The 24,243-nt window shown below is 68.1% G+C and carries 27 protein-coding genes and 2 pseudogenes; 8 read left to right on the top strand and 21 right to left on the bottom strand.

What is annotated here, in order from left to right; genetic code table 11:
• Positions 1-75: 75 nt before the first annotated feature.
• Positions 76-738, top strand: coding sequence for a response regulator transcription factor (locus ACQI46_RS22230; RefSeq protein WP_427096217.1), 663 nt, complete (start codon positions 76-78; stop codon positions 736-738).
• A gap of 8 nt (positions 739-746) precedes the next feature.
• On the opposite strand, the gene ACQI46_RS22225 is transcribed toward ACQI46_RS22230, so the two are convergent.
• From ACQI46_RS22225 to ACQI46_RS22195, 7 genes and pseudogenes are all read right to left on the bottom strand, one after another.
• On the bottom strand, positions 747-2,423 hold the full coding sequence (locus ACQI46_RS22225; protein ID WP_427096216.1) for a ribonuclease J: 1,677 nt from the start codon (positions 2,421-2,423) through the stop codon (positions 747-749).
• Positions 2,423-3,325 (bottom strand): 4-hydroxy-tetrahydrodipicolinate synthase, encoded by a 903-nt coding sequence (dapA, locus tag ACQI46_RS22220; protein ID WP_427096215.1) that lies wholly within the window; start codon positions 3,323-3,325, stop codon positions 2,423-2,425. Before dapA ends, ACQI46_RS22225 begins: the two co-directional genes overlap by 1 nt.
• Before the next feature lie 52 nt (positions 3,326-3,377).
• Positions 3,378-4,130: an FAD-dependent thymidylate synthase gene (thyX, locus tag ACQI46_RS22215; RefSeq protein WP_427096214.1), complete on the bottom strand. Its 753-nt coding sequence runs from the start codon at positions 4,128-4,130 to the stop codon at positions 3,378-3,380.
• A gap of 10 nt (positions 4,131-4,140) precedes the next feature.
• Positions 4,141-5,268, bottom strand: a complete 1,128-nt coding sequence (locus ACQI46_RS22210; RefSeq protein ID WP_427096213.1) for a diguanylate cyclase domain-containing protein — start codon at positions 5,266-5,268, stop codon at positions 4,141-4,143.
• A 20-nt stretch (positions 5,269-5,288) separates the two neighbouring features.
• A pseudogene (locus ACQI46_RS22205) lies at positions 5,289-6,490 on the bottom strand (winged helix-turn-helix domain-containing protein).
• Positions 6,487-6,966: a dihydrofolate reductase gene (locus tag ACQI46_RS22200; RefSeq protein ID WP_427096212.1), complete on the bottom strand. Its 480-nt coding sequence runs from the start codon at positions 6,964-6,966 to the stop codon at positions 6,487-6,489. Before ACQI46_RS22200 ends, ACQI46_RS22205 begins: the two are co-directional and overlap by 4 nt.
• Positions 6,963-7,763 carry a thymidylate synthase gene (locus ACQI46_RS22195; protein WP_427096211.1) on the bottom strand — a complete coding sequence of 267 codons (801 nt, stop codon included), beginning with the start codon at positions 7,761-7,763 and terminating at the stop codon, positions 6,963-6,965. The genes ACQI46_RS22200 and ACQI46_RS22195 overlap by 4 nt, the downstream gene beginning before the upstream one ends.
• 43 nt (positions 7,764-7,806) lie before the next feature.
• Between ACQI46_RS22195 and ACQI46_RS22190 the strand changes: the two genes are divergently transcribed.
• Complete coding sequence (locus tag ACQI46_RS22190; RefSeq protein ID WP_427096210.1) at positions 7,807-8,544, top strand: dienelactone hydrolase family protein; 738 nt, start codon at positions 7,807-7,809, stop codon at positions 8,542-8,544.
• Here ACQI46_RS22190 and ACQI46_RS22185 read toward each other — a convergent pair.
• Genes ACQI46_RS22185 through dapB form a run of 4 tightly spaced genes read right to left on the bottom strand, consistent with a single transcriptional unit; the run spans position 8,541 to position 10,662 of the window.
• On the bottom strand, positions 8,541-8,996 hold the full coding sequence (locus ACQI46_RS22185) for a hypothetical protein (protein ID WP_427096209.1): 456 nt from the start codon (positions 8,994-8,996) through the stop codon (positions 8,541-8,543). The genes ACQI46_RS22190 and ACQI46_RS22185 overlap by 4 nt on opposite strands.
• A gap of 12 nt (positions 8,997-9,008) precedes the next feature.
• The gene (locus ACQI46_RS22180; RefSeq protein ID WP_427096208.1) at positions 9,009-9,464 is read right to left on the bottom strand and encodes a flavodoxin family protein; all 456 of its coding nucleotides are present in this window, start codon (positions 9,462-9,464) and stop codon (positions 9,009-9,011) included.
• Positions 9,461-9,928, bottom strand: a complete 468-nt coding sequence (locus tag ACQI46_RS22175; protein WP_427096207.1) for a hypothetical protein — start codon at positions 9,926-9,928, stop codon at positions 9,461-9,463. Before ACQI46_RS22175 ends, ACQI46_RS22180 begins: the two co-directional genes overlap by 4 nt.
• Positions 9,925-10,662: a 4-hydroxy-tetrahydrodipicolinate reductase gene (dapB, locus tag ACQI46_RS22170; RefSeq protein WP_427096206.1), complete on the bottom strand. Its 738-nt coding sequence runs from the start codon at positions 10,660-10,662 to the stop codon at positions 9,925-9,927. Before dapB ends, ACQI46_RS22175 begins: the two co-directional genes overlap by 4 nt.
• Positions 10,663-10,727: 65 nt before the next feature.
• Between dapB and ACQI46_RS22165 the strand changes: the two are divergent.
• Positions 10,728-12,092: pseudogene (locus ACQI46_RS22165) on the top strand (DUF222 domain-containing protein).
• 91 nt (positions 12,093-12,183) lie between these two features.
• A complete protein-coding gene (locus ACQI46_RS22160) occupies positions 12,184-12,507 on the top strand; it encodes a hypothetical protein (RefSeq protein ID WP_427096356.1) in 324 nt (107 codons plus the stop codon).
• 1 nt (position 12,508) lies between these two features.
• On the opposite strand, the gene ACQI46_RS22155 is transcribed toward ACQI46_RS22160, so the two are convergent.
• Positions 12,509-13,024, bottom strand: a complete 516-nt coding sequence (locus ACQI46_RS22155) for an Lrp/AsnC family transcriptional regulator (RefSeq protein ID WP_427096205.1) — start codon at positions 13,022-13,024, stop codon at positions 12,509-12,511.
• Positions 13,025-13,120: 96 nt separating this feature from the next.
• Between ACQI46_RS22155 and ald the strand changes: the two genes are divergently transcribed.
• Positions 13,121-14,236, top strand: a complete 1,116-nt coding sequence (ald, locus tag ACQI46_RS22150; RefSeq protein ID WP_427096204.1) for an alanine dehydrogenase — start codon at positions 13,121-13,123, stop codon at positions 14,234-14,236.
• On the opposite strand, the gene ACQI46_RS22145 is transcribed toward ald, so the two are convergent.
• On the bottom strand, positions 14,233-14,610 hold the full coding sequence (locus tag ACQI46_RS22145; protein ID WP_427096203.1) for a YchJ family protein: 378 nt from the start codon (positions 14,608-14,610) through the stop codon (positions 14,233-14,235). The two genes, ald and ACQI46_RS22145, sit on opposite strands and share 4 nt — an antisense overlap.
• A gap of 39 nt (positions 14,611-14,649) precedes the next feature.
• Between ACQI46_RS22145 and ACQI46_RS22140 the strand changes: the two genes are divergently transcribed.
• Positions 14,650-15,219 (top strand): DUF4334 domain-containing protein, encoded by a 570-nt coding sequence (locus ACQI46_RS22140; protein ID WP_427096202.1) that lies wholly within the window; start codon positions 14,650-14,652, stop codon positions 15,217-15,219.
• Here the strand turns inward: ACQI46_RS22140 and bla are convergent.
• The 6 genes from bla to ACQI46_RS22110 form a co-directional block, all read right to left on the bottom strand.
• Positions 15,202-16,086: a class A beta-lactamase gene (bla, locus tag ACQI46_RS22135; RefSeq protein WP_427096201.1), complete on the bottom strand. Its 885-nt coding sequence runs from the start codon at positions 16,084-16,086 to the stop codon at positions 15,202-15,204. The two genes, ACQI46_RS22140 and bla, sit on opposite strands and share 18 nt — an antisense overlap.
• 50 nt (positions 16,087-16,136) lie before the next feature.
• Positions 16,137-17,486 (bottom strand): M16 family metallopeptidase, encoded by a 1,350-nt coding sequence (locus ACQI46_RS22130; protein ID WP_427096200.1) that lies wholly within the window; start codon positions 17,484-17,486, stop codon positions 16,137-16,139.
• Positions 17,464-19,746: a polyribonucleotide nucleotidyltransferase gene (locus ACQI46_RS22125; protein WP_427096199.1), complete on the bottom strand. Its 2,283-nt coding sequence runs from the start codon at positions 19,744-19,746 to the stop codon at positions 17,464-17,466. The genes ACQI46_RS22130 and ACQI46_RS22125 overlap by 23 nt, the downstream gene beginning before the upstream one ends.
• Positions 19,747-20,058: 312 nt before the next feature.
• Positions 20,059-20,565, bottom strand: a complete 507-nt coding sequence (gene lppU, locus ACQI46_RS22120) for an LppU family putative lipoprotein (RefSeq protein ID WP_427096198.1) — start codon at positions 20,563-20,565, stop codon at positions 20,059-20,061.
• A gap of 20 nt (positions 20,566-20,585) precedes the next feature.
• Positions 20,586-20,855, bottom strand: a complete 270-nt coding sequence (gene rpsO / locus ACQI46_RS22115; protein WP_427059642.1) for a 30S ribosomal protein S15 — start codon at positions 20,853-20,855, stop codon at positions 20,586-20,588.
• A 139-nt stretch (positions 20,856-20,994) separates the two neighbouring features.
• The gene (locus ACQI46_RS22110) at positions 20,995-21,978 is read right to left on the bottom strand and encodes a bifunctional riboflavin kinase/FAD synthetase (protein WP_427096197.1); all 984 of its coding nucleotides are present in this window, start codon (positions 21,976-21,978) and stop codon (positions 20,995-20,997) included.
• 81 nt (positions 21,979-22,059) lie between these two features.
• On the opposite strand from ACQI46_RS22110, the gene mntR reads away from it, so the two are divergent.
• Together mntR and ACQI46_RS22100 are read left to right on the top strand one after the other, a co-directional pair.
• A complete protein-coding gene (gene mntR / locus ACQI46_RS22105; RefSeq protein ID WP_427096196.1) occupies positions 22,060-22,758 on the top strand; it encodes a manganese-binding transcriptional regulator MntR in 699 nt (232 codons plus the stop codon).
• 12 nt (positions 22,759-22,770) lie between these two features.
• The gene (locus ACQI46_RS22100) at positions 22,771-23,202 is read left to right on the top strand and encodes a type II toxin-antitoxin system Rv0910 family toxin (RefSeq protein ID WP_427096195.1); all 432 of its coding nucleotides are present in this window, start codon (positions 22,771-22,773) and stop codon (positions 23,200-23,202) included.
• Positions 23,203-23,217: 15 nt separating this feature from the next.
• Here ACQI46_RS22100 and ACQI46_RS22095 read toward each other — a convergent pair whose 3' ends face one another.
• Positions 23,218-23,655: a hypothetical protein gene (locus tag ACQI46_RS22095; protein WP_427096355.1), complete on the bottom strand. Its 438-nt coding sequence runs from the start codon at positions 23,653-23,655 to the stop codon at positions 23,218-23,220.
• 146 nt (positions 23,656-23,801) lie between these two features.
• On the bottom strand, positions 23,802-24,221 hold the full coding sequence (locus ACQI46_RS22090; protein WP_427096194.1) for a CBS domain-containing protein: 420 nt from the start codon (positions 24,219-24,221) through the stop codon (positions 23,802-23,804).
• Between the last annotated feature and the right edge of the window lie 22 nt (positions 24,222-24,243).

Raw genomic sequence — 24,243 nt, 5'->3', positions numbered from 1 at the left:
GACGCACCACACACCGGGCGGGGACTGTTGTGCCGGGGGGAATGCCATGGCCGAGCTCATCGAGGTCACGCGATCATGGCCACCATCCTGATCGCCGAGGACGAACCGAGGATCTCATCGTTCGTCAAGCGGGGACTGCAAGCGCACGGCTTTGCAGCAACAGTCGTGTCCGATGGCCCGGCCGCCTACACCCTGATCCGCCGCGGCAAGATCGATCTGCTGATCCTCGACATCGGACTGCCCAAGATGGACGGGCTGACAGTGCTGCGGCGCCTGCGCCAGGAAGGCAATTCGATCCCCGTGATCATGCTGTCGTCGCGAAGCAGCCCCGCGGACTTCCATGCGAGCATGGCCAGCGGCGCCGATGACTGTCTGCGCAAACCCTTCCGGTTCGAGGAGTTGCTGTCGCGGGTGCGCCGATACCTCCGGCAGAACCGTCCGCGCGAAGTCACCGAGCTCAAATACGGCAACCTGCGCCTGGATCTGCGCACCCGACGCGCCCACGTGGGCGACTACGTCGTCGACCTGTCGGCCCGCGAATGCGCCTTGGCCGAGACCTTCCTGCGGCACCCGGGCCAGGTACTCACCCGTGAGCAGCTGCTGCGCCAGGTCTGGGGACAAGACCAGGAACCGGGCTCCAACGTCGTCGACGTCTACGTGCGGTACCTGCGGCGGAAACTCGGCGCGAACCGGTTCGTCACCCTGCGGGGCCTCGGATACCGGCTGGAAGCGGTCTGACCGGCGTTTCAGATCTCGATGACGGTCGGCACGATCATCGGCTGACGACGGTAGGTCTCCCCCACCCACTTGCCCACGGTGCGGCGCACCGCCTGGGCGATACGCGTCGGGTCGGTGACGTTCTGCGAGGCGAGGTTCTCCAATTCCGCCTCGACTTTGCGCGCGACCGGTTCGAGCGCCTTGGGGTCTTCGGAGAACCCGCGCGAGTGCAGATGGGCCGGCGCGGCCGGCTTGCCCGTGCCCCGCCGGACGACGACGGTGATCGCGACGAATCCCGACGACAGGATCAGCCGTTCCCCCAGCGTCGCGTCACCGACATCACCGGTGACCAGGCCGTCGACGAACATCTTGCCGACCGGCACCGCACCTGCGACGCGGGCCCGCCCGGCGACCAGGTCCACGCTGACACCGTTCTCGGCGAGCACGATGTTCTCCTCCGGCACGCCGGTGCGCGCGGCCAACGCGGCGTTGGCGCGCAGCATGCGCCACGTGCCGTGCACGGGCATCACGTTGCGGGGCCGCACGCCGTTGTACAGGAACATCAACTCGCCGGCGTAGGCATGGCCCGAGACATGAACGCGCGCTTGCTGATTCGTGACCACCCGGGCACCGATCTTGGCCAGTGCGTCGATGACGCCGAAGACCGCCTCTTCGTTCCCGGGGATCAGCGAGGACGACAGGATGATCAGGTCGCCGTCGGTCAGGGTGATGCTGCGGTGCTCGCCGCGCGACATCCGCGACAACGCCGCCATCGGCTCGCCCTGGGTGCCGGTGGTGATCAAGACCACCCGGTCGGCCGGCATCATCTCGGCGGCGCCGATGTCGAGGACGTCCGCGTCGGCCACGCGCAGATAGCCCAGTTCGCGCGCGATGCCCATGTTGCGCACCATCGAACGGCCGACGAACGAAACTCGGCGACCCAGCGCCACGGCCGCGTCGATGATCTGTTGCACCCGGTCGACGTTGGAGGCGAAGCACGCGACGATCACCCGTCCCTGCGCGCCGCGGATCAACCGGTGCAGCGCCGGGCCGACCTCACTTTCCGACGGGCCGACACCGGGGATCTCGGAGTTGGTCGAGTCGCACAGAAACAGGTCGACGCCGGCGTCGCCGAGTCGCGACATGCCGGGCAGATCGGTCGGACGGCCGTCGAGGGGTAGCTGGTCGAGCTTGATGTCGCCGGTGTGCAGCACCGTGCCCGCGCCGGTGTGGATGCCGACGGCCAGACATCCGGGGATCGAGTGGTTGACCGCGAAGTATTCGCACTCGAACACGCCGTGGGTGGTGCTCTGGCGTTCGGCCACCTCGACCAGGACCGGCTTGATGCGGTGCTCGCGGCACTTCTCGGTCACCAGGGCGAGGGTGAACTTGGATCCGACGATCGGGATGTCGGGACGCATCTTCAGCAGGAACGGGATGGCGCCGATGTGGTCCTCGTGGCCGTGGGTGACGATCACCGCCTCGACGTCATCGAGGCGGTCCTCGACGTGCCGCAGATCGGGCAGGATCAGGTCCACACCGGGTTCGTCGTGAGTGGGAAACAGCACGCCGCAGTCGACGATCAGCAGCCGGCCGAGGTGTTCGAACACCGTCATGTTGCGGCCGATCTCGCCGATCCCGCCCAGCGCGGTCACGCGCAGACCACCCGGGTCCAAAGGCCCGGGCGGCGTCAGCGCGGTGTCCACTACCGAAGCACCGCCGCGGCGCGCATGTCAGCGGCCAACCGATCTTGCTGCGCGTCGTCGGCCGGGATCTGCGGCAGACGGGGGTCACCGGCGTCGAATCCCTGCAACCGCAGGGCCGCTTTGGACATCGTCACCCCACCGAGTCTGTTCTGCGCAGCCGCCAGTGGGCCGAGGGTGACGTTGATCTTGCGCGCCGTTGCCACATCCCCAGAAGCGAAGGCGGTCAACATGTGTCGCAGCTGGCTGGCGGCGACGTGGCCCCAGACGCTGACGAATCCGACGGCGCCCATGGCCAGCCACGGCAGGTTCAGCGAGTCGTCGCCGGAGTAGTAGGCCAGACCGGTTTCGGCGATGATCTGTCCGCCGCCGTGCAGATCGCCCTTGGCGTCCTTGATGGCGACGATGTTCGGGTGCCCGGCCAGGGCGCGGATGGTGTCCCAGTCGATCGGCACCGAGGAACGCGGCGGAATGTCGTAGAGGATCACCGGCAGGTCGGTGGCGTCGGCCACCGCGGTGAAGTGGGCTTTCAGCCCCGCCTGAGGGGGTCGCGAGTAGTAGGGGGTGACGACCAGCAGCCCGTGGGCGCCGGCGTCGGCGCAGGCTTTCGCCAGGTGGATGCTGTGCGCGGTGTCATAGCTGCCCGCGCCGGCGACGACGCGAGCGCGGTCGCCGACCGCCTCGAGAACGGCACGCAGCAGCGCGATCTTCTCGTCGTCGGTGGTGGTGGGTGACTCCCCGGTGGTGCCGGACAGCACCAGGCCGTCGCAGCCGGCGTCCACCAGCCGCGTGGCCAGGAGGGCCGCGGTTTCCAGGTCGAGCGTGCCGTCGGGCTTGAACGGAGTAACCATCGCGGTCAACAAAGTGCCCAACTGGGCGGTGGCGTCGAATCCGCTGGTACTCACGGGCACCTAGGTTACCCGGTGGGTAGGGCCGTCCACGAATGCATTGCCGGGCTCACACCTCGGTTGCCAGCGGGCTGGTCGCCACCTCGGTGCCGTCGGCCAGAACGGTGATCTCGAAGTCGGAGAACACCGCCGGCGCGACATCGACCAGCCGCCTCAGGCACTCGATGGCCAGGCGGCGGATCTCGCGGTCTGCGTGTTCGCTCGCGCGCATCGCGATGAAGTGCCGCCAGGCCCGGTAATTGCCGGTGACGACGATGCGGGTCTCGGTGGCGTTGGGTAGCACCGCGCGGGCGGCCTGGCGAGCCTGCTTGCGACGCAGTACGGCGTTGGGTTGGTCGGCGAACTTGGCCTCCAGCCGCTGCAGCAGCTCGGTGTAGGCCGCCCGGCCCGCGTCGGCGGCGGCGGCGAAGATCTCTGTCAGCTCCGGGTCGTCGTCGATGCCCGGTGGGGCCACCACCTGTGAGTCGTGTTCGGGCACATAGCGCTGGGACAGTTGCGAATACGAGAAGTGCCGGTGCCGGATCAGCTCGTGGGTGCACGAACGGGAGATGCCGGTGATGTAGAACGAGACCGAGGCGTGCTCGAGTACCGAGAAGTGCCCGACGTCGATGATGTGGCGTAGGTAGGACTCGTTGGTCGCGGTGCGCGGATTGGGTTTGTCCCAACTCTGGTAGCAGGCGCGGCCCGCGAACTCGGTGAGCGCCTGCCCGCCGTCGGCGTCGGTGCTCCAGGGCACATCGGGCGGGGCGAAGAAATCGGTCTTGGCGATCAGTTGCACCCGCAGCGGGGCGATCTCGGCCACGGGGCTGAGCCTAACTCGGTCGGTGCCCGGTTCCGCGCATGCCGTCGGTCTGCCCCGGCCCGACCCCGGGGAGATGCTGATGGTCGATCCGGTCGCCGCCGGCGCGTTTCGACCGGTACATCGCCGCGTCGGCGACGTGGATGAGCCGATCGACGAACTCCGTGAATTCCTGGGCGACAACGCGTTCTGCGGCCGTGGAGCAGGTGCCGAAGCTCGCCGTGACCCCGGCCGGCAGATCGATGATCCCGAGTCTGATCCTCGCGATGGTCGCGGCGTGCTGGGCCGGTTCGTCGGTGTCGGCTATCAGGAATTCCTCGCCGCCCAGCCGACCCAGGATCGCGTCGGCGCCGCACGTCTGGCGCAGCACCCCGGCAACCTCGACGAGTACGTGGTCCCCGGCGGCGTGGCCGAGGGTGTCGTTGATCTTCTTGAAGTGATCGAGGTCGATCATCGTGACGTTCAGACACTTCCCGGACGGCCGGTTCGCGATCAGCTCGCACACGGCGCTGTAGAAGCCACGCCGGTCGAGCAGCCCGGTCAACGGGTCACGGTCGGCGTTGCGCAGATCCGTGCGTAGCGCGTGGACCAGCGACTGGATGCCGAACGGCACGCCGATGTTGAGGGACAGCACCGTCAGTACGGCGGCGACCGTCAGCGCCACGTCTGCGGTGTCGACCACCAGGCGCGTCGCGGTGACCGCGGTGCACACCACCGCGACGCCGAGGTTGACCAGCATGTGGTTCAACGCGTGGAAGTACGCGAGAAACCCGCCGACCGCCGCGAACAGCGTGGCGCCCATCAAACCGTTGTACGGATTCGACATCGCCAGGCACATCGCGGCGATGCTCAGTGAGCAGACGAAGTTGAAGATCAACGACTGGGTGCGGGTCGGCCATCGCCACAGCCACAGCATCGAGGCAGCCAGGCCACACACCGCGGACGTCACCGCCACCGCCCGGGTCAAGGTGTGGTCGGGCCCGACCGGGCTGCCGAGCAACACGATGGGCAGGACCGCGAGCAGTGCGGTGAAGCCGAAGGTGGCCATCCGCCACCGCATCTGCAGTCCGCGGTCGTGCAGATAGACCGTGAACCAGTCGAACTGGTCGGTTCGACGCCACCAGCGCCGCACTACCTCCATACGAGCTTCATACTCGACTGTCACCTCACCGCAACACGGAGCGCGGCGGCGAGCTCGCCGCGTTCGCCGACGGTGACGTCGTCGCAACCCAACCAGCCCGCCATCGACCGCAACTCCGGTGCCAGCGCGGCGGTGACCCGGTCCTCGTCTGCGGCGTCCTCGGCGAAGGCACCGACGACGTGCAGCGCGTCGTCGGTGCGTTTGAGGTCGACGCGGCCGACGAGTTCGCCGTCGAGCAGGAACGGCCACACGTAATAGCCGAACTGCCGTTTCGGCGCGGGAGTGTAGATCTCCAGACGGTAGAAGAAGTTGAACAATCGCTCTACCCGCGGCCGGAAGAAGATCAACGGGTCGAACGGGCACAGCAGCGCGGTGCCACGGTCGCGGCGCGGGATGCTCTGTCCGGCACGCAGGTACGCCGGGGCCGCCCAGCCGTCGACCTGGACCGGTTCCAGTTCGCCGGCGGCCACCAGCTCGCTGATCGCCGGCTTGACCTGGCGGGCGGCGAGCCGGAAGTAGTCGCGCAGGTCGGCTTCGGTGGCCACGCCCAGTGCGGTCGCGGCGCGCAACACCAGTTCGCGGACCGCGTCGACCTCGTCGACCTGTCGCTGCAGGACGTCGGCCGGCAGCACCCGTTCGACCAGGTCGTAGTGCCGGGCGAACCCGACCCGGTGGCCGTGGTCAGCACCCCGGCCGACCAGAGGGCCTCTGCCACCCACTTGGTGTCGCTGCGATCCCACCAGGGACCTTTGCGGCCCCGCGGCTCGGCCTCCAGGTACTCCTCGATCTGTCCGGCCGTGGCCGGACCGAGCGCGGTCACCGCCGCGACGATGTCCTCGGCGAGTTTCGGGTTGCGCTTGACGATCTCGGTGCCCCACCGGCCGTGGGTGTACTCGCGCATCCGCCACCGCATCAGCGGCCAGTCGTCGACCGACATCAGCGCCGCCTCATGTGCCCAGTACTCGACCAGCAGCCGCGGCGAACGGGGCGAATGGCTCCAGGCCGCGCGGTCGAGCAGGTCCCGGTCATAGGGCCCGAGCCGGCTGAACACCGGAGCGTAGTGCGCGCGCACCGCCACCGACACCGAATCCAGTTGGAGCACCTGCAGCCGGGCGATCAGCCGCTTCAGATGGGCGCGGGTGACCGCACCCGCAGGCTTCCCGTCATGAAAACCCTGTGCTGCCAAGGCAATCCGACGTGCCTGTGCAGCGGTCAGCGTCATGACCGGACGAAGCTGAAGAACCGGTGGCGCAGCCCGGAGGAGCTGTCCTGCCAGTCTCCCTCCGTACCGGTCCAGGATTCGTCGAGCACCGGCGCCAGCACATCGTGGTCCTCGCGGCGCAGGTCGACGTCGACCTCGGTGATCTCGCACCGGGTCGCCAACGGCATCGCCAGGCCGTAGATCTGCGAGCCGCCGATCACCCAGGCATCGTCGAGGGGCGCGTCCTGCAGGTCGGCCACCACTTCGGCGCCGTCGGCCCGGTAGCCGGCCTGCCGGCTGACCACCACGTTGCGCCGACCCGGCAGAGGTCGCACCGACGGGGGCAGCGACTCCCAGGTCAGCCGCCCCATGATGACGGTGTGGCCCATGGTGAGTTCCTTGAACCGCGCCAGGTCCTCGGGAAGCCGCCACGGGATGCCGCCGTTGCGGCCGATGACTCCCGATGTCGATTGCGCCCAGATCAGTCCCAGGCTCACACCGCCACCGGAGCCTTGATCGCCGGGTGCGGATCGTAGTTCTTGATGACGATGTCGTCGTAGGTGTAGTCGAAGATCGAATCGCGTTCCGCGAGAACGAGTTCGGGATACGGCCGGGGTTGCCGCGACAGCTGCTCGGTGACCTGCTCGACGTGGTTGTCGTAGATGTGGCAGTCCCCTCCGGTCCAGATGAACTCCCCCACCGCCAGGCCGGCCTGCGCGGCCATCATGTGTGTGAGCAGTGCGTAGCTGGCGATGTTGAACGGCACGCCGAGGAACAGGTCGGCGCTGCGCTGATACAGCTGGCACGACAGCCGGCCGTCGGCGACGTAGAACTGGAAGAACGCGTGACACGGCGGCAGCGCCATCTGCGGGATCTCGCCGACATTCCAGGCCGAGACGATGTTGCGCCGCGAGTCGGGGTCGGACTTGAGCAGCTCGAGCGCGGCGCTGATCTGGTCGATGTGGTCACCGGACGGGGTCGGCCAGGACCGCCACTGCACGCCGTAGACGGGACCGAGATCGCCGGTGGGCGAGGCCCATTCGTCCCAGATGGTGACACCGTGCTCCTGCAGCCACCGGACGTTGCGCTCGCCCCGCAGGAACCACAGCAGCTCGTAGATCACCGACTTGGTGTGCACCTTCTTGGTGGTGATCAGCGGGAAGCCGGCATTCAGGTCGTAACGCATCTGGTGACCGAACACGCTGCGCGTCCCGGTCCCGGTCCGGTCGGATTTCGCGACACCGGTGTCGAGCACCAGGCGCAGCAAGTCCTCATAAGGGGTGGCGATCGGCACGGAGTTCAGCTTACGTCCGAGCCGATGGAGTAGAACGGAACCCATGCCGACGATCAACGACGCCATCACGACGGCCGACGGCTCCTGCCCGGTCAGCCTGCACCTCCCCGATGGGGACGGGCCGTGGCCGGGCATCGTGATGTACCCCGATGCCGGTGGCGCCCGGGACACGTTCCGGGCGATGGCCGACCGGCTGGCCGGCTACGGCTATGCCGTGCTGGTGCCCGACGTCTACTACCGCGACGGGGACTGGGCGCCGTTCACGATGGCCACGGTGTTCACCGATCCCAAGGAACGTCAGCGGCTGTTCGCGATGATCAAGAAGGTGACGCCGGAATTCATGGCCGCGGACGCCAACGCGTTCTTCGACTACCTGGCAGCGCGACCGGAAGTGCGGGGCGAGTCCTTCGGCACCACGGGCTACTGCATGGGCGGACGCACGTCGTTGCTCGTCGCGGGCCGGGTGCCGCAGCGCGTCGCCGCGGCCATGTCCTTCCACGGCGGCGGGTTGGTCACCGAGGAGCCGGACAGCCCCCACCTGTTGGCCGACCGTATCCGGGCCGCGGTGTACATCGGAGGCGCCAAGGACGACCGCGCGTTCACGAAGAAGGACGCCGAATCCCTGGACAAGGCGCTCAGCGACGCCGGCGTGGAGCACACCATCGAGTGGTATGGGGCGGCACACGGGTTCGCAGTCCCCGACAACGCACCGTTCGACGAGCAGGCCGCCGAGAAACACTGGGATGCGATGCGGTCGTTCTTCTCCGCTCACCTCGCCTAGCGGTGTCGTCGGGCCTTCAGATATGCCGAGAGACTGCCCGCGATTCCCCGGGCGGCGTAGAAGCCGGCCAGCGTGCACAGCAGGATCAGCACGACGAACATCACCAGCCAGTTGGTCCGGTCGTGGTCGATGTTCCACCACACGATGGTGAACAGCACGGCGCAGACGAACACCACGATGTCGCGCCAGTTGCCGCGGTAGGACAGCGCCATCTCGCGTAGTTCGCGGTTCTTGTCGATGCCGGCGATCAACCCGTCGATGCGCAGGTCGATGACGCGCTGCAGTTCGGCTCGCCGGTGCACCTGGTCGGCGGGTATCCGTTCGAGCAGGTCCATGTCGGCGGCGATGTTGCCGCGGATGTCGGGGCCTTTGAGGCTTCCGGCGGCCAGGCCGAGCAGCGCGCCGCCGGCCACGGGCGCTCCGGCGAGGGCGAATTCGGCGATTCCGGGCATGGAAGTCCTCCGTCAGTCCATCAGCGTGGCGGCCAACGTGCCGCCCAGCTCATAGGCATGGTCGCGCACAGTGGCGTCCAACGGGCCGTTGATCTCCAGCGTGTCGGCGGCTTGTACGAGGTCCAGCCCGGTCGCCAACCGGTGCACGGACTGCGCGGCGCCGGTGGTGTCGTTGTTTCCGTGCACCCACAGGCCGTATGGCCGGCCGGCGACGTGGTCGAGGCTCGGGTAGTACACGGTGTCGAAGAAGTGCTTCAACGCCCCGGACATGTAGCCGAAATTGGCGGTGGTGCCGAACAGGTAGCCGTCGGCGGCGAGCATGTCGGGGATCGTCGCGGCCAGCGCGGGGCGGGTGACGACGTCGACGCCGGTGATGTCGGGATCGCGCGCGCCGGCCAGCATGGCCTCGAGCAGCTCCCGGGTGCCCGGCGACGGGGTGTGATGCACCACCAGCAGCGTCTTGCTCACCGTGCGGCCTCCTCCAGCTGCACCGCCTTTTTCATGGCCTCGCGCGCTCGCGACCGGTCGCCGGCGTAGTCGTAGGCGCGTGCCAGCCGATACCAGCGCCGCCAGTTGTCCGGGTCGGCCTCGACTTCGTCGCGGACCTGTTCGAACAGAGCGTCGGCCGCGTCGCGCTCGATGCGTCCCGACGGCCGCCGCGGCAGGTCGCTGACGTCGAGCTCGAGTCCCTCCTGCGCGGCCAGGCGAGCCAGCCGCTGATGGGCGAGGCCGGCGCGCACCGTGGCCACCATCGCCCAGACGCCGATGACCGGCAGCAGGGCCAGCGCAGCGCCCAGGCCGATGGCGGCCGGCTCCCCTGAGGTGATCAGCTTCCACGCGATCCGACCCAACAGCACGAAGTAGACGACGAGCGCGACGCACATGAAGGCGATCAGCGCTTGAATGCGCAGAGCGCGCGCCCCGTCGCTCATGCCAGGTCGAGCAGCGGCTCGATGCCGATGGTCAGTCCCGGGCGCTCGGCGACCTTGCGGACGGCGAGCAGGACGCCGGGAACAAATGAGGTCCGGTCGATGCTGTCGTGCCGGATGGTCAGCGTCTCCCCCTCGGTGCCGAACAGCACCTCCTGATGGGCGACCAGACCGGCGAGCCGCACAGAATGCACCGGGACGCCGTCGACGTCGGCGCCCCGCGCGCCCTCCAGACCGGTGCTGGTGGCATCGGGGTTGGGCGGCAACCCTTTTCGGGCCTCCGCGATCAGCCGCGCCGTGCGCGTGGCGGTGCCTGACGGCGCGTCGGCCTTGTGCGGGTGGTGTAGCTCGATCACCTCGACCGACTCGAAGAACTTGGCCGCCTGCTGCGCGAAGTGCATCGACAGCACCGCACCGATCGCGAAGTTGGGCGCGATGAGAACGGAGACGTCCGGCTTGTCGGCGAGCCAGCCCCGAACCTGGTCGAGCCGTTCGTCGGTGAATCCGGTGGTGCCGACGACGGCGTGGATTCCGTTGTCGATCAAGAACTTCAGGTTGTCCATGACGACGCTGGGGTGGGTGAAGTCGATGACCACCTCGGTCTGGGATTCCACCAGCGACGACAGCGGATCGTCAGCGTCCACACCGACGGTGAACGTGAGGTCGTCGGCGGCCTCGACTCCGGCCACCATCGTCGCACCGACCTTGCCTTTGGCACCCAGAACTCCGACTCGCATGGGCACACCCTAACGGTCCGCCGCGACGCTCAGATTTGTCGGTGGTTCGAACTAGTGTTCTAATCATGGATACGGCGTCGGAAGCGCTTGGGGTGATGGCCGAGCAGGTGGCCGCCTTGGGTAAGGCTGCCGAGGAGTTGTCGCATCGTGAATTGATCGGGTTGTTGAGCGAGCTGACCACGCTGGTGCGCAGCGTGCCGGCCCTCGAACATCAGATCCTGGCGCGGCTCACTGACGAGACCGAGCCGTTCCGGCTGGGTGAGAAGTCCTGGAAGAAGGTGCTGACCACCGCGTTGCGGGTCAGCGGCGCCGATGCGCGGCGGCGCCTGGCCCGGGCCGAGGCGCTGGGGCCGCGCCGCGCGATGACCGGCCAACCGTTGCCGCCGTTGTGGGAGGCCACGGCCGCGGCGCAAGCTGCCGGCCTGCTCGACGAGGAGCATGTCGCGGTGATCGCGAAGTTCCACAAGAAACTCCCGGCCAGCGTGGATGCGGGCACCCGCGCCGAGGCTGATCGGCATCTGGCCCACATCGGTGCCGGACTGGATCCGGAGAATCTCGATGCGGCGGCGGCGATGTTGTTGGTGATGATCGATCCCGACGGCGCCGAACCCAGCGAGGCCGAGATCGCCCGTAAATGCGGGATCACCATCGGCAAGCAGCGCGCCGACGGCACCGCGAGCATCTCCGGAACGCTCTCACCCGAAGCGCTGGCGATCTGGGAAGCGATCTTCGCCAAAGATGCCGCTCCGGGCGCCAACCTGCCCGGACAGCCACCCGGCGAGACCGGCGAGGCCAATCCAGAACCGGCCCAGAGCCGCGATTGGCGGACTCCAGCCCAACGCCGGCATGACGCGTTCGTCGCCGTCGGGCGCCGCGCCCTACAGTCCGGGGAACTCGGCACGCATAACGGGCTGCCGGTCACCGTCATCGTGTCCACGACCCTGCAGGAATTGGAGAAAGGCGCGGGGGTCGCGGTTACCGGCGGGGGCAGCGTGCTGCCGATGCGCGATCTGATCCGGATGGCCGCCCGCGCCCATCACTACCTGTATGTCTACGACCAACACACCGGCCAGAGTCTGTATCTGGGCCGAGCCAGACGCCTGGCCAACACCGCCCAGCGGATCGTGCTGCACGCTCGCGACCGCGGCTGCACCCGCCCCGGCTGTACCGCCCCGGGCTACTGGTGCTAGGCCCACCACGCCACGGCCGACTGGGGCGTAGGAGGAGAAACCAACGTCGACGATCTGGCCCTGGCCTGCCCAGCATGCCACCACATGCTCGACAAAACCGACTGGCGCACAACCAAAAACGACAAGAACCAGACGGAGTGGATCCCACCACCCGACCTCGACAAAGGCCGCCACCGCACCAACGGCTACCACCACCCCGAACGTTATCTTCTTCCCGAAGACGAAGACGGCGACCCATAGCTGGGTTTAGCCTCGGGCAATGAGCGGCGCGGCGCGTCAAAGTGGATGCGTGGGAGCACTGGCCGCGGGAGCACTGGCCGCGGGCACGCTGATGTGCGCGACGGCTGCGCCGGCGGCAGCAGTCCCGGTCTACGGCAGCAACGGGGTGTTCGGCGTGACCACACAGCCGCGTGACGGGTGGGCGACGACGCACATCGCGCCGGGGCGCTATCGCGTCGACCAGTCGCCGAGCATGCAGCCGTACCAGAGCCCACCGGGAAGATGGTTCCGATGCCGCGAATTCCCCTGCATGCCAACTACACCGCAGAACATCATCGCAACCGGCGCAGCACTGCGGGACGCCCCGACATTCGTCGACATCCTCCCCACCGACGTGGCCGTCGCGCTACACAACGTGACCCTGACCCTCGCGTGAACTAGAGCGGCGACGCGCCGCGCAGATGCTCGAAGATCAACGAGGTCTGCGTACCCGCGACATCGGCATCGGCGTTGAGGTTGTCCACCACGAACTTTCGCAGATCCTCGGTGTCGCGGGCAGCGACGTGCAGCAGGAAGTCGTCGGCACCGGCGAGGAAGTAGACATCCATGACCTGTGGTCTGCTGCGGATCTGCGCGATGAAGTCACGGATCCGCCCGCGCGCGTTCGACTGCAGACTCACCGAGATCATCGCCTCGAGGGTCAGACCGATCGCCGAGGGGTCGATATCGGCATAGAAGCCCCGGATCACCCCGCTCTCCTGAAGCCGGCGCACCCGGCCGTGACAGGTCGATGGCGCGATACCGACACGTTCGGCCAGTGCGCTGTTCGGTAGCCGCGCGTCAGCATGCAGGGCAGTCAGAATGCGGCGATCCACGTCGTCGAGAACCACGGGCCGAACATCCTTCGGCGTCGCGGGCCGCGAGGGGGCGGAGTTCGACGATCCAGAGTCCATGCCTCGACGCTACCGAATCTTCTTCATGAATATTGCCGACAAATCGATACTTCTTCAGAATCATCTCCTACAGGCAGATAATCTCCAGGAGCCCTCATGCGTGTCGGAATCCCGACCGAAATCAAGAACAACGAGTTCCGGGTCGCGGTCACCCCGTCCGGTGTGGTGGAGCTCGTGCACCGCGGCCACGACGTTCTGATCCAGTCGGGCGCCGGCGAAGGATCGTCGATCTCCGACGCCGACTTCAAGCGGGCCGGCGCTCAGCTGATCGGCACCGCCGAGGAGGTCTGGGCCGAAGCCGATCTGCTCCTGAAGGTGAAGGAGCCGATCGAGACCGAATACCCACGCCTGCGCACCGGGCAGACACTGTTCACCTATCTCCATCTCGCGGCCTCCAAGCCGTGCACCGAGGCACTGCTGGCCTCGGGCACCACCGCCATCGCCTACGAGACCGTCCAGAGCGCCGACGGGTCGCTACCGCTGCTGGCCCCGATGAGCGAGGTGGCCGGGCGGCTGGCCGCGCAGGTCGGCGCCTATCACCTGATGCGCAGCCACGGCGGTCGCGGTGTGCTGATGGGCGGCGTCCCCGGTGTCGCGCCGGCGCAGGTGGTGGTGATCGGCGGCGGCACCGCCGGCTACAACGCCGCCCGCGTCGCCGCCGGAATGGGCGCGCACGTCATCGTTTTCGACGTCAGCATCCCGAAACTGCGCGACATCGACGCCGAGTTCGGCGGTCGCATCGAAACCCGCTACTCGTCGGCGCTCGATCTCGAAGACGCCGTCAAAGCGGCCGACCTGGTGATCGGCGCGGTGCTCGTGCCGGGGGCCAAAACGCCGATGCTGGTGTCCAATTCGACCGTCGCGCACATGAGGCCGGGTGCGGTGCTGGTGGACATCGCCATCGATCAGGGCGGCTGCTTCGAAGACTCGCGGCCCACCACTCACGACGATCCCACCTACGCGGTGCACGACACGATCTTCTACTGCGTGGCCAACATGCCCGGCGCCGTGCCGCGCACCTCGACGTGGGCGCTGACCAACGCGACGCTGCCGTACGTCATCGCACTGGCCGATCACGGTTGGGCACCTGCGTGCCGCGCTGATGACGCTCTGGCGCAAGGCCTTTCGACACACAACGGCGCCTTGCTGAACCGTCAGGTGGCCGAAGACCTGGACCTGCCCTACACCGATCCGGTCGCCGTGCTCGCCTAGTCGTCAAGGTCGCCGTCGAGGTAGAACCAGCGACCCGCCCGCCGCGCGAAGCGCGAGCGCTCGTGCAGTGCCCCGTGGCGGTGATGGGCACGGAACTCGACCTCACCGGTGTCGTCGTCGACGCCGCCGGCGACCCGGTCGACGATCTCCAGGCGCGTCCACGTCACCGTCGTGCCCTCGGCCACCTCCGGTGGGCGGGTACGCGGATGCCAGGTGCGCCATACGTAGGTCGCGTCGCCCACCACATACGCGCTGTAGCGCGAACGCATCAGCTGCTCGGCGGTCTGCGCCTGCGCCTCACCGAGATGCAGCGGCTGGCAGCACACGCCGTAATCAGCGGTACTGCCGCACGGGCACGGCTCATCGGATCGCACACCCGCAGTCTGCCGCACACCCGCACGTAGCCTCGAGGCATGTCCCCTCTGGCCGACCTGCTCGCGAACGCACCGACCACCACGTCCGCGGCTCTCGAACTCTTCGACTCACTGCCGCCGGTGGACCCCGACGCGATGATCGGCACCTGGCGTGGCGCCGAAGTCCCGACGGGTCACGTCCTCGACGGCATGCTGACCGCCACCGGGTGGTGGGGTAAACAGTTCGTCGACGCCGACCGCGTCCATCCGCTGTTGTTCCCCACCGCCGACGGTCGCGCACTGTGGCCACTGAACCCGGCGCTGGCGTTCCCCGGCCTGGGCATCGTGACGCGCCTACCTGCGCTGAAGAAACTTCGCTACGCGGGTGTCTTCTCCGCGCTGCGACCCGCCTTGGCAGCCCGCGGCCCCAAGGCCCGGCTACGAACCACCCGCTACCGCGGGGTGGACAGCGCGACGATGATCTACGACCAGGTGCCGGTCAACGACGTGTTCCGGCTGGTCGACCGGGCCGACGGCCCGGATGTGGTGCTGGGCGCGATGGACCTGCGCGGCTTCAGTACCCCGTATTTCTTTGCCCTGCAACGGGATGAGTCACTGCCGGTGATCTAGCTCCGCGACCAGCAGCGCGGCCAGCTCACCCATCAACGGCCGGAATCCCGGCGCGTCGGGGTCGTCGGCAGCCGAGCGCACCATCAACGACAACAACAGCCGCTGCCCCGCCGGCCCGTACGCGATCCCCACGTCGTTGGTGGAGCCGTAGTCGCCGCTGCCGGTCTTGTCCGCGGTCGTCCAGCCCTGCGGCAGCCCGGCCCGCATGCTGGAAGTCTGGTTGCCCCGCATCCATTCCTCGAGCAGAGCACGATCGGCCGGCGCCAACGCGTCGCCGGCCAGCAGGTTGCGGTACCCGACGCCGATGGCGCGCGTGGTGGTGGTATCGCGCGGATCGCCGGGGACCGCCGCGTTCAACTCGATCTCCCAGCGGTCCAGCCGGCTACGGTCATCGCCGATGCTGCGGGCGAATTCGGTGATGGCCGGCGGTCCGCCGAGTGTCCGCAGCAACAGATTGCCGGCGGTGTTGTCGCTCTGCTGCACCGCCGCCACACACAGCTCGGCCAACGTCATCGTGGTGCCGATCCGCGGTTCGGTCAGCGGGGAATGCCGTTGGATGTCGCCGGCGTCGATGGGCACCGCATCGGTGAGCGCCAGTTCACCCCGGTGGGCTCGCTGCAACACCGCCGCCGCGGCGTAGGCCTTGAACGTCGAACACATCGCCCGCATTTCGTCATCGCCGAAGGCCACCGTCGCTTCGGTGTCGAGGTTGACGGCGTAGACACCGATTCGGGCGTTGTGGAGACGCTGCAGTTCGTCGAGACGCTGGGTGACGTCGGGGGCCGCGAGTGCTCGCGGCGTGCATGCGGTGAGCGCCGCCAGAGTCAACCCGCCGACCAGGACCTGCCTTCGAGAAAGGGGAAACATCGGGAGCCACCCTAGCTCCCGTCGGGCCCCCTTGCCATGGAGAAACTCGCTCAGCCCGCGATTTTCTGCAACGGCCGGGGTAGTGCGCGCTTGCCGCGCACCGGGCCCAGCACCGCCGCACCGAACGGCCGGCTCAGCAGTTGCCGAGCCACGGCGTTGACCTCCTCGACGGTGACGGCGTCGATGCGTGCCAAGGTGTCGGCGACGGTGTGGTGCTCGCCGTGGTTGAGTTCGCTGCGGCCGATCCGGTGCATCCGCGACGCCGAATCCTCCAGTCCCAGTACGAGACCGCCGCGCAACGACCCCTTGGCGATCCGGCACTCGTCGGCGGTCAGACCGTCGCGCACGACATCGTCGAGCACATCGGTGGTGACCCGGACGACCTCGTCGAAGCGCTCCGGTTGGCAGCCGGCATAGATCGACAGGGCCCCGCTGTCGGCGAACGTGTCGACGGTCGAGTACACCGAGTACGCCAGCCCGCGGGTTTCCCGAATCTCTTGGAACAGACGGGAACTCAACCCGCCGCCGAGCGCGGTGTTGAGTACCCCGAGCGCCCAGCGGTGTTCCCAGTGCCGGCCGGGGGTGCGTACCCCCATCGACAGATGGGTCTGCTCGGCGTCGCGCTTGATGAGCTGCAGCGTCGGGCGCCCCGGCACCCGCCCCGCGCCGCGGCGCGGCGGCACCGGCGACCGGCCCCGCACCAGGTGCGGGCCGAAGTGCTCGCGGACCAGAGCGACGACCTCGTCGTGGTCGACATTGCCGGCGACGGCCACGACCATCCGGTCCGGGGTGTAGCGGCGCACGTGGAACGAATTCAACTGCGCGCGGGTCATCGACGAGATCGACTCGATGCTGCCGATCACCGGTCGCCCCACCGGGTGATCCCCGAACATCGCCGACAGGAACACATCTCCGAGCGTGTCCTCGGGATCGTCGTCACGCATCGCGATCTCTTCGAGCACGACGTCGCGCTCGATCTCGACGTCGTCGGCCAGGCACCGGCCGCGCAGCACCACGTCGGCAACCAGGTCCACGCCGAGGGCGAGGTCGGTGTCGAGGACGTGGGCGTAGTAGCAGGTGTGCTCGCGGGACGTGAACGCATTGAGCTCACCGCCCACCGCGTCCACGGCCTGCGCGATCTGCACCGCACTGCGCGTCGGCGTCGCCTTGAACAGCAGGTGCTCCAGGAAGTGTGCGGCGCCGGCCACGGTGCGACCTTCGTCGCGGGAACCGACGCCGACCCACACTCCGACCGAGGCCGAATGCACCGACGGCACATACTCGGTGACCACGCGCAGACCACCGGGCAACTGGGTACGGCGCAACCCCGTCTGGTCCGCTGCGTCGCTGCGCCGCGAACGGCGCAGCGACGACGAACTAGCTGCTGGAGGTTGCGGCATCGACCGGCGCGGCTGCGCCCTCCTCCGGAGCTGCGGCGGCACTGGCTGCGGCGTCTTCGTCCACCAGGACCAATGAGATCTTCCCGCGGTTGTCGATGTCGGCGATCTCGACGCGCAGCTTGTCGCCGACCTTGACGACGTCCTCGACCTTGTTGATGCGCTTGCCCTTACCGAGCTTGGAGATGTGCACCAGCCCGTCGCGACCCGGCAGCAGCGACACGAAGGCGCCGAAGTCGGTGGTCTTGACCACGGTTCCGAGGAACCGTTCACCGATCTTGGGCAGCTGCGGGTTGGCGATCGCGTTGATCTTGTCGATCGCGGCCTGGGCCGACAGCCCGTCGGCGGCGCCGACGAACACGGTGCCGTCGTCCTCGATCGAGATCTGGGCGCCGGTCTCCTCGGTGATCGAGTTGATCATCTTGCCCTTGGGCCCGATGACCTCACCGATCTTGTCGACCGGCACCTTGATCGTGGTGATGCGCGGCGCGTACGGGCTCATCTCGTCGGGCTCGTCGATGGCCTCGGCCATCACGTCCAGGATGGTCAGACGCGCGTCCTTGGCCTGCGCCAGGGCGCCCGCCAGCACCTGCGACGGGATGCCGTCGAGCTTGGTGTCGAGCTGCAGCGCGGTGACGAAGTCCTTGGTGCCGGCGCACTTGAAGTCCATGTCGCCGAACGCGTCCTCGGCGCCGAGGATGTCGGTCAGCGTGACGAAGCGCCTTTCGACGCCACCACCCTCGACTTCGACATCGTCGGACACCAGACCCATCGCGATACCGGCGACGGGCGCCTTCAGCGGCACACCGGCGTTGAGCAGCGACAGGGTCGAGGCGCACACCGAGCCCATCGAGGTGGAACCGTTGGAGCCCAACGCTTCTGAGACCTGACGGATCGAGTACGGGAATTCCTCCACGCTGGGCAGCACCGGCATCAACGCACGCTCGGCCAGCGCTCCGTGGCCGATCTCGCGACGCTTGGGCGAACCGACGCGACCGGTCTCGCCGGTCGAGTACGGCGGGAAGTTGTAGTGGTGCATGTAGCGCTTGGACGTCTCCGGTCCCAGCGAGTCGATCTGCTGGGCCATCTTCATCATGTCCAGCGTGGTGATGCCCATGATCTGGGTCTCGCCACGCTCGAACAGCGCACTGCCGTGGGCGCGCGGGATCACCGCGACCTCGGCCGAGAGCGCACGGATGTCGGTGACGCCGCGGCCGTCGATGCGGAAGTGGTCGGTCAGGATGCGCTGACGCACCAGCTTCTTGGTCAGCGCCCGGTACGCCGCGCCGATCTCCTTCTCCCGGCCGGCGTACTGCTCGGCCAGACGCTCGAGCACCTCGGCCTTGATCTCGTCGGTGCGGTCGTTGCGCTCGTTCTTGCCGGCGATGGTCAGTGCCTCGGCCAGCGCGTCGGTGGCCACCGAGGCGACCGAGTAGTAGACGTCCTCGCCGTACTCGGGGAACAGCGGGTATTCGGCGGTTTCCTTGCCGGCCGCGTCGTTGAGCTCCTGCTGCGCGGTGCACAGCGCGGCGATGAACGGCTTGGCCGCCTCCAGGCCCTCGGCGACCACGGTCTCCGAGGGAGCCGCCGCCCCGCTGCCGATGAGCTCGATGACGTTCTCGGTGGCCTCGGCCTCGACCATCATGATCGCGACGTCGTCCTTGCCGTCGTTGACGACCTTGCGGCCGGCGACCACCATGTCGAACACCGCGCGCTCGAGCTGCTCGACGGTCGGGAACGCCACCCAGGTGCCGTCGATCAGGGCGACACGCACGCCGCCGACCGGACCGGAGAACGGCAGGCCGGAGATCTGGGTCGACGCCGACGCGGCGTTGATGGCCAGTACGTCGTAGAGGTCCTGCGGGTTGAGGCTCAGCACGGTGACCACGACCTGGATCTCGTTGCGCAGGCCGGAGACGAAGGTCGGGCGCAGCGGCCGGTCGATCAGGCGGCAGGTCAGGATCGCGTCGGTCGACGGACGGCCTTCACGGCGGAAGAACGAGCCGGGGATCCGGCCCGCGGCGTACATCCGCTCCTCCACGTCGATGGTCAGCGGGAAGAAGTCGAAGTGATCCTTCGGGGTCTTGCTCGCGGTGGTGGCGCTGAGCAGCATGGTCTCGTCGTCGAGGTAGGCGACGACAGCGCCGGCGGCCTGCTGGGCCAGCCGACCGGTCTCGAAACGGATGGTGCGGGTGCCGAAGCTCCCGTTGTCGATAACGGCGGTGGACTCGAACACGCCTTCTTCGATTTCAACTACAGACATAGACGTCCGTTGGGCCTCTCTGGGTCATCATTCACCTGTTTCGCGTGCACACGCGCATGAATGCGGAAGATCCCGGTCCCCCGGCGGCACCGGGAGTCCCGGCCCAGATGCGGCGACGGCCGTCAGTCGAAGCGGCCGGAGTCCTACTCCGGCAGCCACTACCGAAGACCGCGCGATCGGGCGGTTCTTTTCGTGTCACGCGGGAGCGGCGCCGGCGGTCTGCTCAGCACCGCACCCGGTTGTTCGCGCACTACGGCAAGCGAACGGTCCCATGGTACATCCAGGTAGGGTCATCGCCGTAAACGCGTGCGGTCAGGACACGTCCTCGACGCACACGGTGAAGTCGCGCGCGTCGTAGGCGTAGCCCAGACCGCTGACGCAGCCGTCCACGTCGGCGACGCCGCGCATGACCGCGATCGCCCGTTGCCGGTTCGGCGCAGAGGTGTCGTCGCAGCGGACCCGCACGGGGTCGCGTCCGCTGTCGACGTTCATGCAGCCGCCGATCACCCAGTCGACATCCAGACAGATCGTGGTGCTCTCGTCGGAGAACGCGCTCTGCTTGGAGTAGGACGAGTCGATGTCGGCGGGGCAGCCGTCGGTGTCGGTACCCGCACCCGAGACCATGGCGACGACCCGATAGTTCGACTCGTCGCTGCCGCACGCGGCGGGTGTGGCCTCGGGTCGGTCGGGCGGACCGCTCACCTCGAGGCAGTCGCCGACCGACATTTCAGCAGCAGCCGCCGACGAACATGCAGTGACCAGGCCGGCGGCCAACGTGGCGGCCGCCGCCAGCGCGACGCCCCTCGAGCGGGTCGTCACGACCCGAGCCGGCCGACCCGTCAGCGACGCAGGCCGAGGCGCTCGATCAGCGAGCGGTAGCGCTGCACGTCGACCTGCGCGACATACTTGAGCAGCCGGCGACGACGACCGACCAGAAGCAGCAGACCGCGACGCGAGTGGTGGTCGTGCTTGTGCACCTTCAGGTGCTCGGTGAGATCGACGATCCGCTTGGTCAGCAGCGCAACCTGGGCCTCCGGCGAACCGGTGTCGGTGTCGTGCAGGCCGTACTGGCCGAGGATCTCTTTTTTCTGTTCGGCGGTGAGCGCCACGGGACAACTCCATCTATTCCAGTTCGCGGGGAAAGAACCTGGGGCATGCCCCAGACGGCGCGGCCACCGCGAACTGCAGCGCGCGCCGGGTCGGTGTGGGAGTTTAGCAGCGCGTACGTGACGGTCGCGAATCGCTGAGCTACTGCGTCGACAGGATGGCGCGGGCACGTTCGGTGTCGGCGTCCATCGCGGTGACGAGGTCAGAGACCGAGTCGAACTTCTCCTGCCCGCGCAGCCGGGCGACGAAGTCGACGGCCACGTGCTGTCCGTACAGGTCGGCGGAGGTGTCCAGCACGAACGCCTCCACCGTGCGGGTGCGCCCGGAGAACGTCGGGTTGGTGCCCACCGACACCGCCGCCTGGTACCGCTCCCCCGGCGTGACCGTACCCACCACCGGGCCGTGCCCCAGCACCGTGAACCACGCCGCGTACACACCGTCGGCCGGAATCGCCGAGTACATCGGCGGCGCCACGTTGGCGGTCGGGAAGCCCAGCACCTTGCCGCGGCCGTCGCCGCGCACGACCACGCCCTCGACCCGGTGCGGTCGGCCCAGCGCCTCGGCGGCGGCGACCATGTCACCGGCGTCGACGCAGGAGCGGATGTAGGTGGAGGAGAACGTGACGGTCTCGTCGCGGTAGGACTCCGGCGTTTCGGACACCAGCGTCAGCGATTCCACGGCGAAGCCGAACCGTTCGCCGGCCTTGCGCAGCAGATCCACGGTGCCGGCCGCCTTCTTGCCGAACGTGAAGTTCTCGCCGACCACCACCTCGACGACGTGCAGTCGCTCGACCAGCAGCTCGTGGATGTAGCGCTCCGGTGTGAGCTTCATGAAGTCGGCGGTGAACGGCATCACCAGGAAGACATCGATACCGAGTTCCTCGACCAGTTCGGCCCTCCGGGTCAGCGTCGTCAGCTGCGCCGGGTGACTGCCCGGGAACACGACCTCCATCGGGTGCGGATCGAACGTCATCAGCACCGTCGGGACACCACGTGACCGGCCGGCCTTCACGGCGCGACTGATCAGCTCCTGATGTCCGCGATGGACGCCGTCGAACACTCCGATCGTGACGACGCATCGACCCCAGTCGGTGGGGATTTCGTCCTGCCCCCGCCAGCGCTGCACGTCCGTTAGCCTACGGCCCCACACCGGGGCCGGCCCAACAGCACCACCCGTTCCGGTGATGATTGCCTAAACTTCCAAGGTGTGAGTCCTGACACGAACCCTGCCGACCTCTCGACGGTGGCTCAGGACTACCTGAAAACCATCTGGACCGCCCAGGAGTGGTCGCACGAGAAGGTCAGCACCAAGCTGCTCGCCGAGCGCATCGGTGTATCGGCCAGCACGGCGTCGGAGTCGATCCGCAAGCTCGCCGACCAGGGCCTGGTCGATCACGAGAAGTACGGCGCGGTCACCCTCACCGAGGCGGGTCGGCGCGCGGCGCTGGCGATGGTTCGCCGCCACCGGTTGATGGAGACGTTCCTGGTCCGCGAGTTGGGCTACAGCTGGGACGAGGTGCACGACGAGGCCGAGGTGCTCGAGCACGCGGTGTCCGACCTGATGCTCGACCGGATCGACGCCAAGCTGGGCTTCCCGACGCGCGACCCGCACGGCGACCCGATCCCGGCGGCCGACGGAAAGGTCCCCACGCCACCGGCACGCCAGCTCTCGGTCTGCGAGGACGGGGACGCGGGCACCGTCGCCCGGATCTCTGACGCCGACCCGGAGATGCTGCGTTACTTCGACACCGTCGGCATCACCCTGGACTGCCGCGTGCGGGTGGTGGCCCGACGCGATTTCGCGGGCATGATCTCGGTGGCGGTGCAGTGCCCGCGCGGAACGTCCGACGAGACCACCGTCGATCTGGGAAGTCCAGCAGCAGAAGCAATCTGGGTTGTCGCATAGAAGGGTGCACCGATGGCGAAGCTGGAGTTGAAGCGCTCCCTGGCCATGCCCGCCGACGATGCGTGGGCCCATGCGTCGAACCTGTCGACCCTCGGGGACTGGATGCCGATGCACCAGGGGTGGCGTTCGGAAGTCCCTGACGAGATCGGCGTCGGCACCACCATCGTCGGCGTGGCCGGCGCCAAGGGCATGCGCAACCGGGTGACGTGGACGGTCCGCGAGTTCGACCCGCCGTCAGCACTGGCGGTCAGCGGAGAAGGAGTGGGCGGCACCCGCTACAAGATGACCATGAGGGTGGCCTCCACCGACGACGGCTGCACGTTCAGTGTCCGGATGGACCTGGGAGGCGCGCCGTTGTTCGGTCCTGTCGGGGCCGCCGCAGTACGCGCGATCAAGGGCGACATCGACAAAGCCATCAAGCGGTTCGAGCAGCTGTACGCGTAGCTGGGAGCGCTCGGGTCAGAACGCCCAGCTGTTGCCTGGTTGCACGACGAAGCCGTGCTCGCCGTAGTGGCGGTCCGGCGGGTCCGGTAGGTCGTCCGACCAGGTGTCGGGTTTTTTCGCCAGACATGCCAGGGCATCGTCGTCGATCACCGCACATTCGACCCCGTTGCATGCGGCGATCTTCGATCCTGTCGGTAGCAACGGAAACGCATCCCCGTCCGCTCCCGCGGTGTCCGTGCGCGTCAGCACACCTGGCTGTGTCAGCGACACAGCGGCGGAGTCGACACCGTCGGCATTCCCGGGAATCGCGGCCGAACAGAACACGCCCAGTTCGGCGATCAGGCTGTTGCGACATTGCAGACCCGACGGGGTGCTGAACACCCAGCCCGAGGCGCTCGGGCGTGCACCCAGCACCTCGTAGGCACTCGGGTCGACCTCGGGATAGGCAGCCAGGTCGGGAAACTCCGGCGGCACCGCGGAAGCCGCGGGTGCGCCGCACAACGTCGCCAGGGTGAGCATCACCGCGAGCGTCGCACCCGCCATTCCCGAAGACCGCACGGCTGTTAGATCGTCGAAGCGGCCGGGACGTTACTCAACCCTCAGCTGAGCGAATTCTGTTCGGCGTCGGCGGCGTAGATGCCGAGCAGGTCGCGCGCGGAGACCATGCCGACCAGATCGCCCTCGCGTTCCACCAGGACGTGCCGGATGTAGCGGTCCATCATCCGCGTCGCCACCTTGGCCACAGTGTCGTCGGCGTCGCACCAGATCAGCGTCTTGCTGGCGACGTCGGCGGCCGGCACGGACGACGGATCCTTCCCGGACGCGACCACCCGCACCACGTCGCGCTCGGTGACCAGCGCCCCGGGCCGCGGGTCGTCGCCCACCACCACCGCACCGACCTCGTTGTCGACGATCGTTTTCGCGACGTCGGCGACGGTGGCGTCGGAAGCCACCCGGATCACCGCGTCGCCCGTGATCGTCGAGATCTGGATCGAACCTGCCGCAGGAATCTCAGTCATGACTCCATGGTGGCACCAGAAC

Origin of the sequence: Mycobacterium sp. SMC-4, from assembly GCF_050205565.1 — a bacterium.
GTDB lineage: Bacteria > Actinomycetota > Actinomycetes > Mycobacteriales > Mycobacteriaceae > Mycobacterium.
The sequence above is the reverse complement of the archived record's forward strand: the minus strand, read 5'-3'. Positions and strand labels throughout refer to the sequence as shown.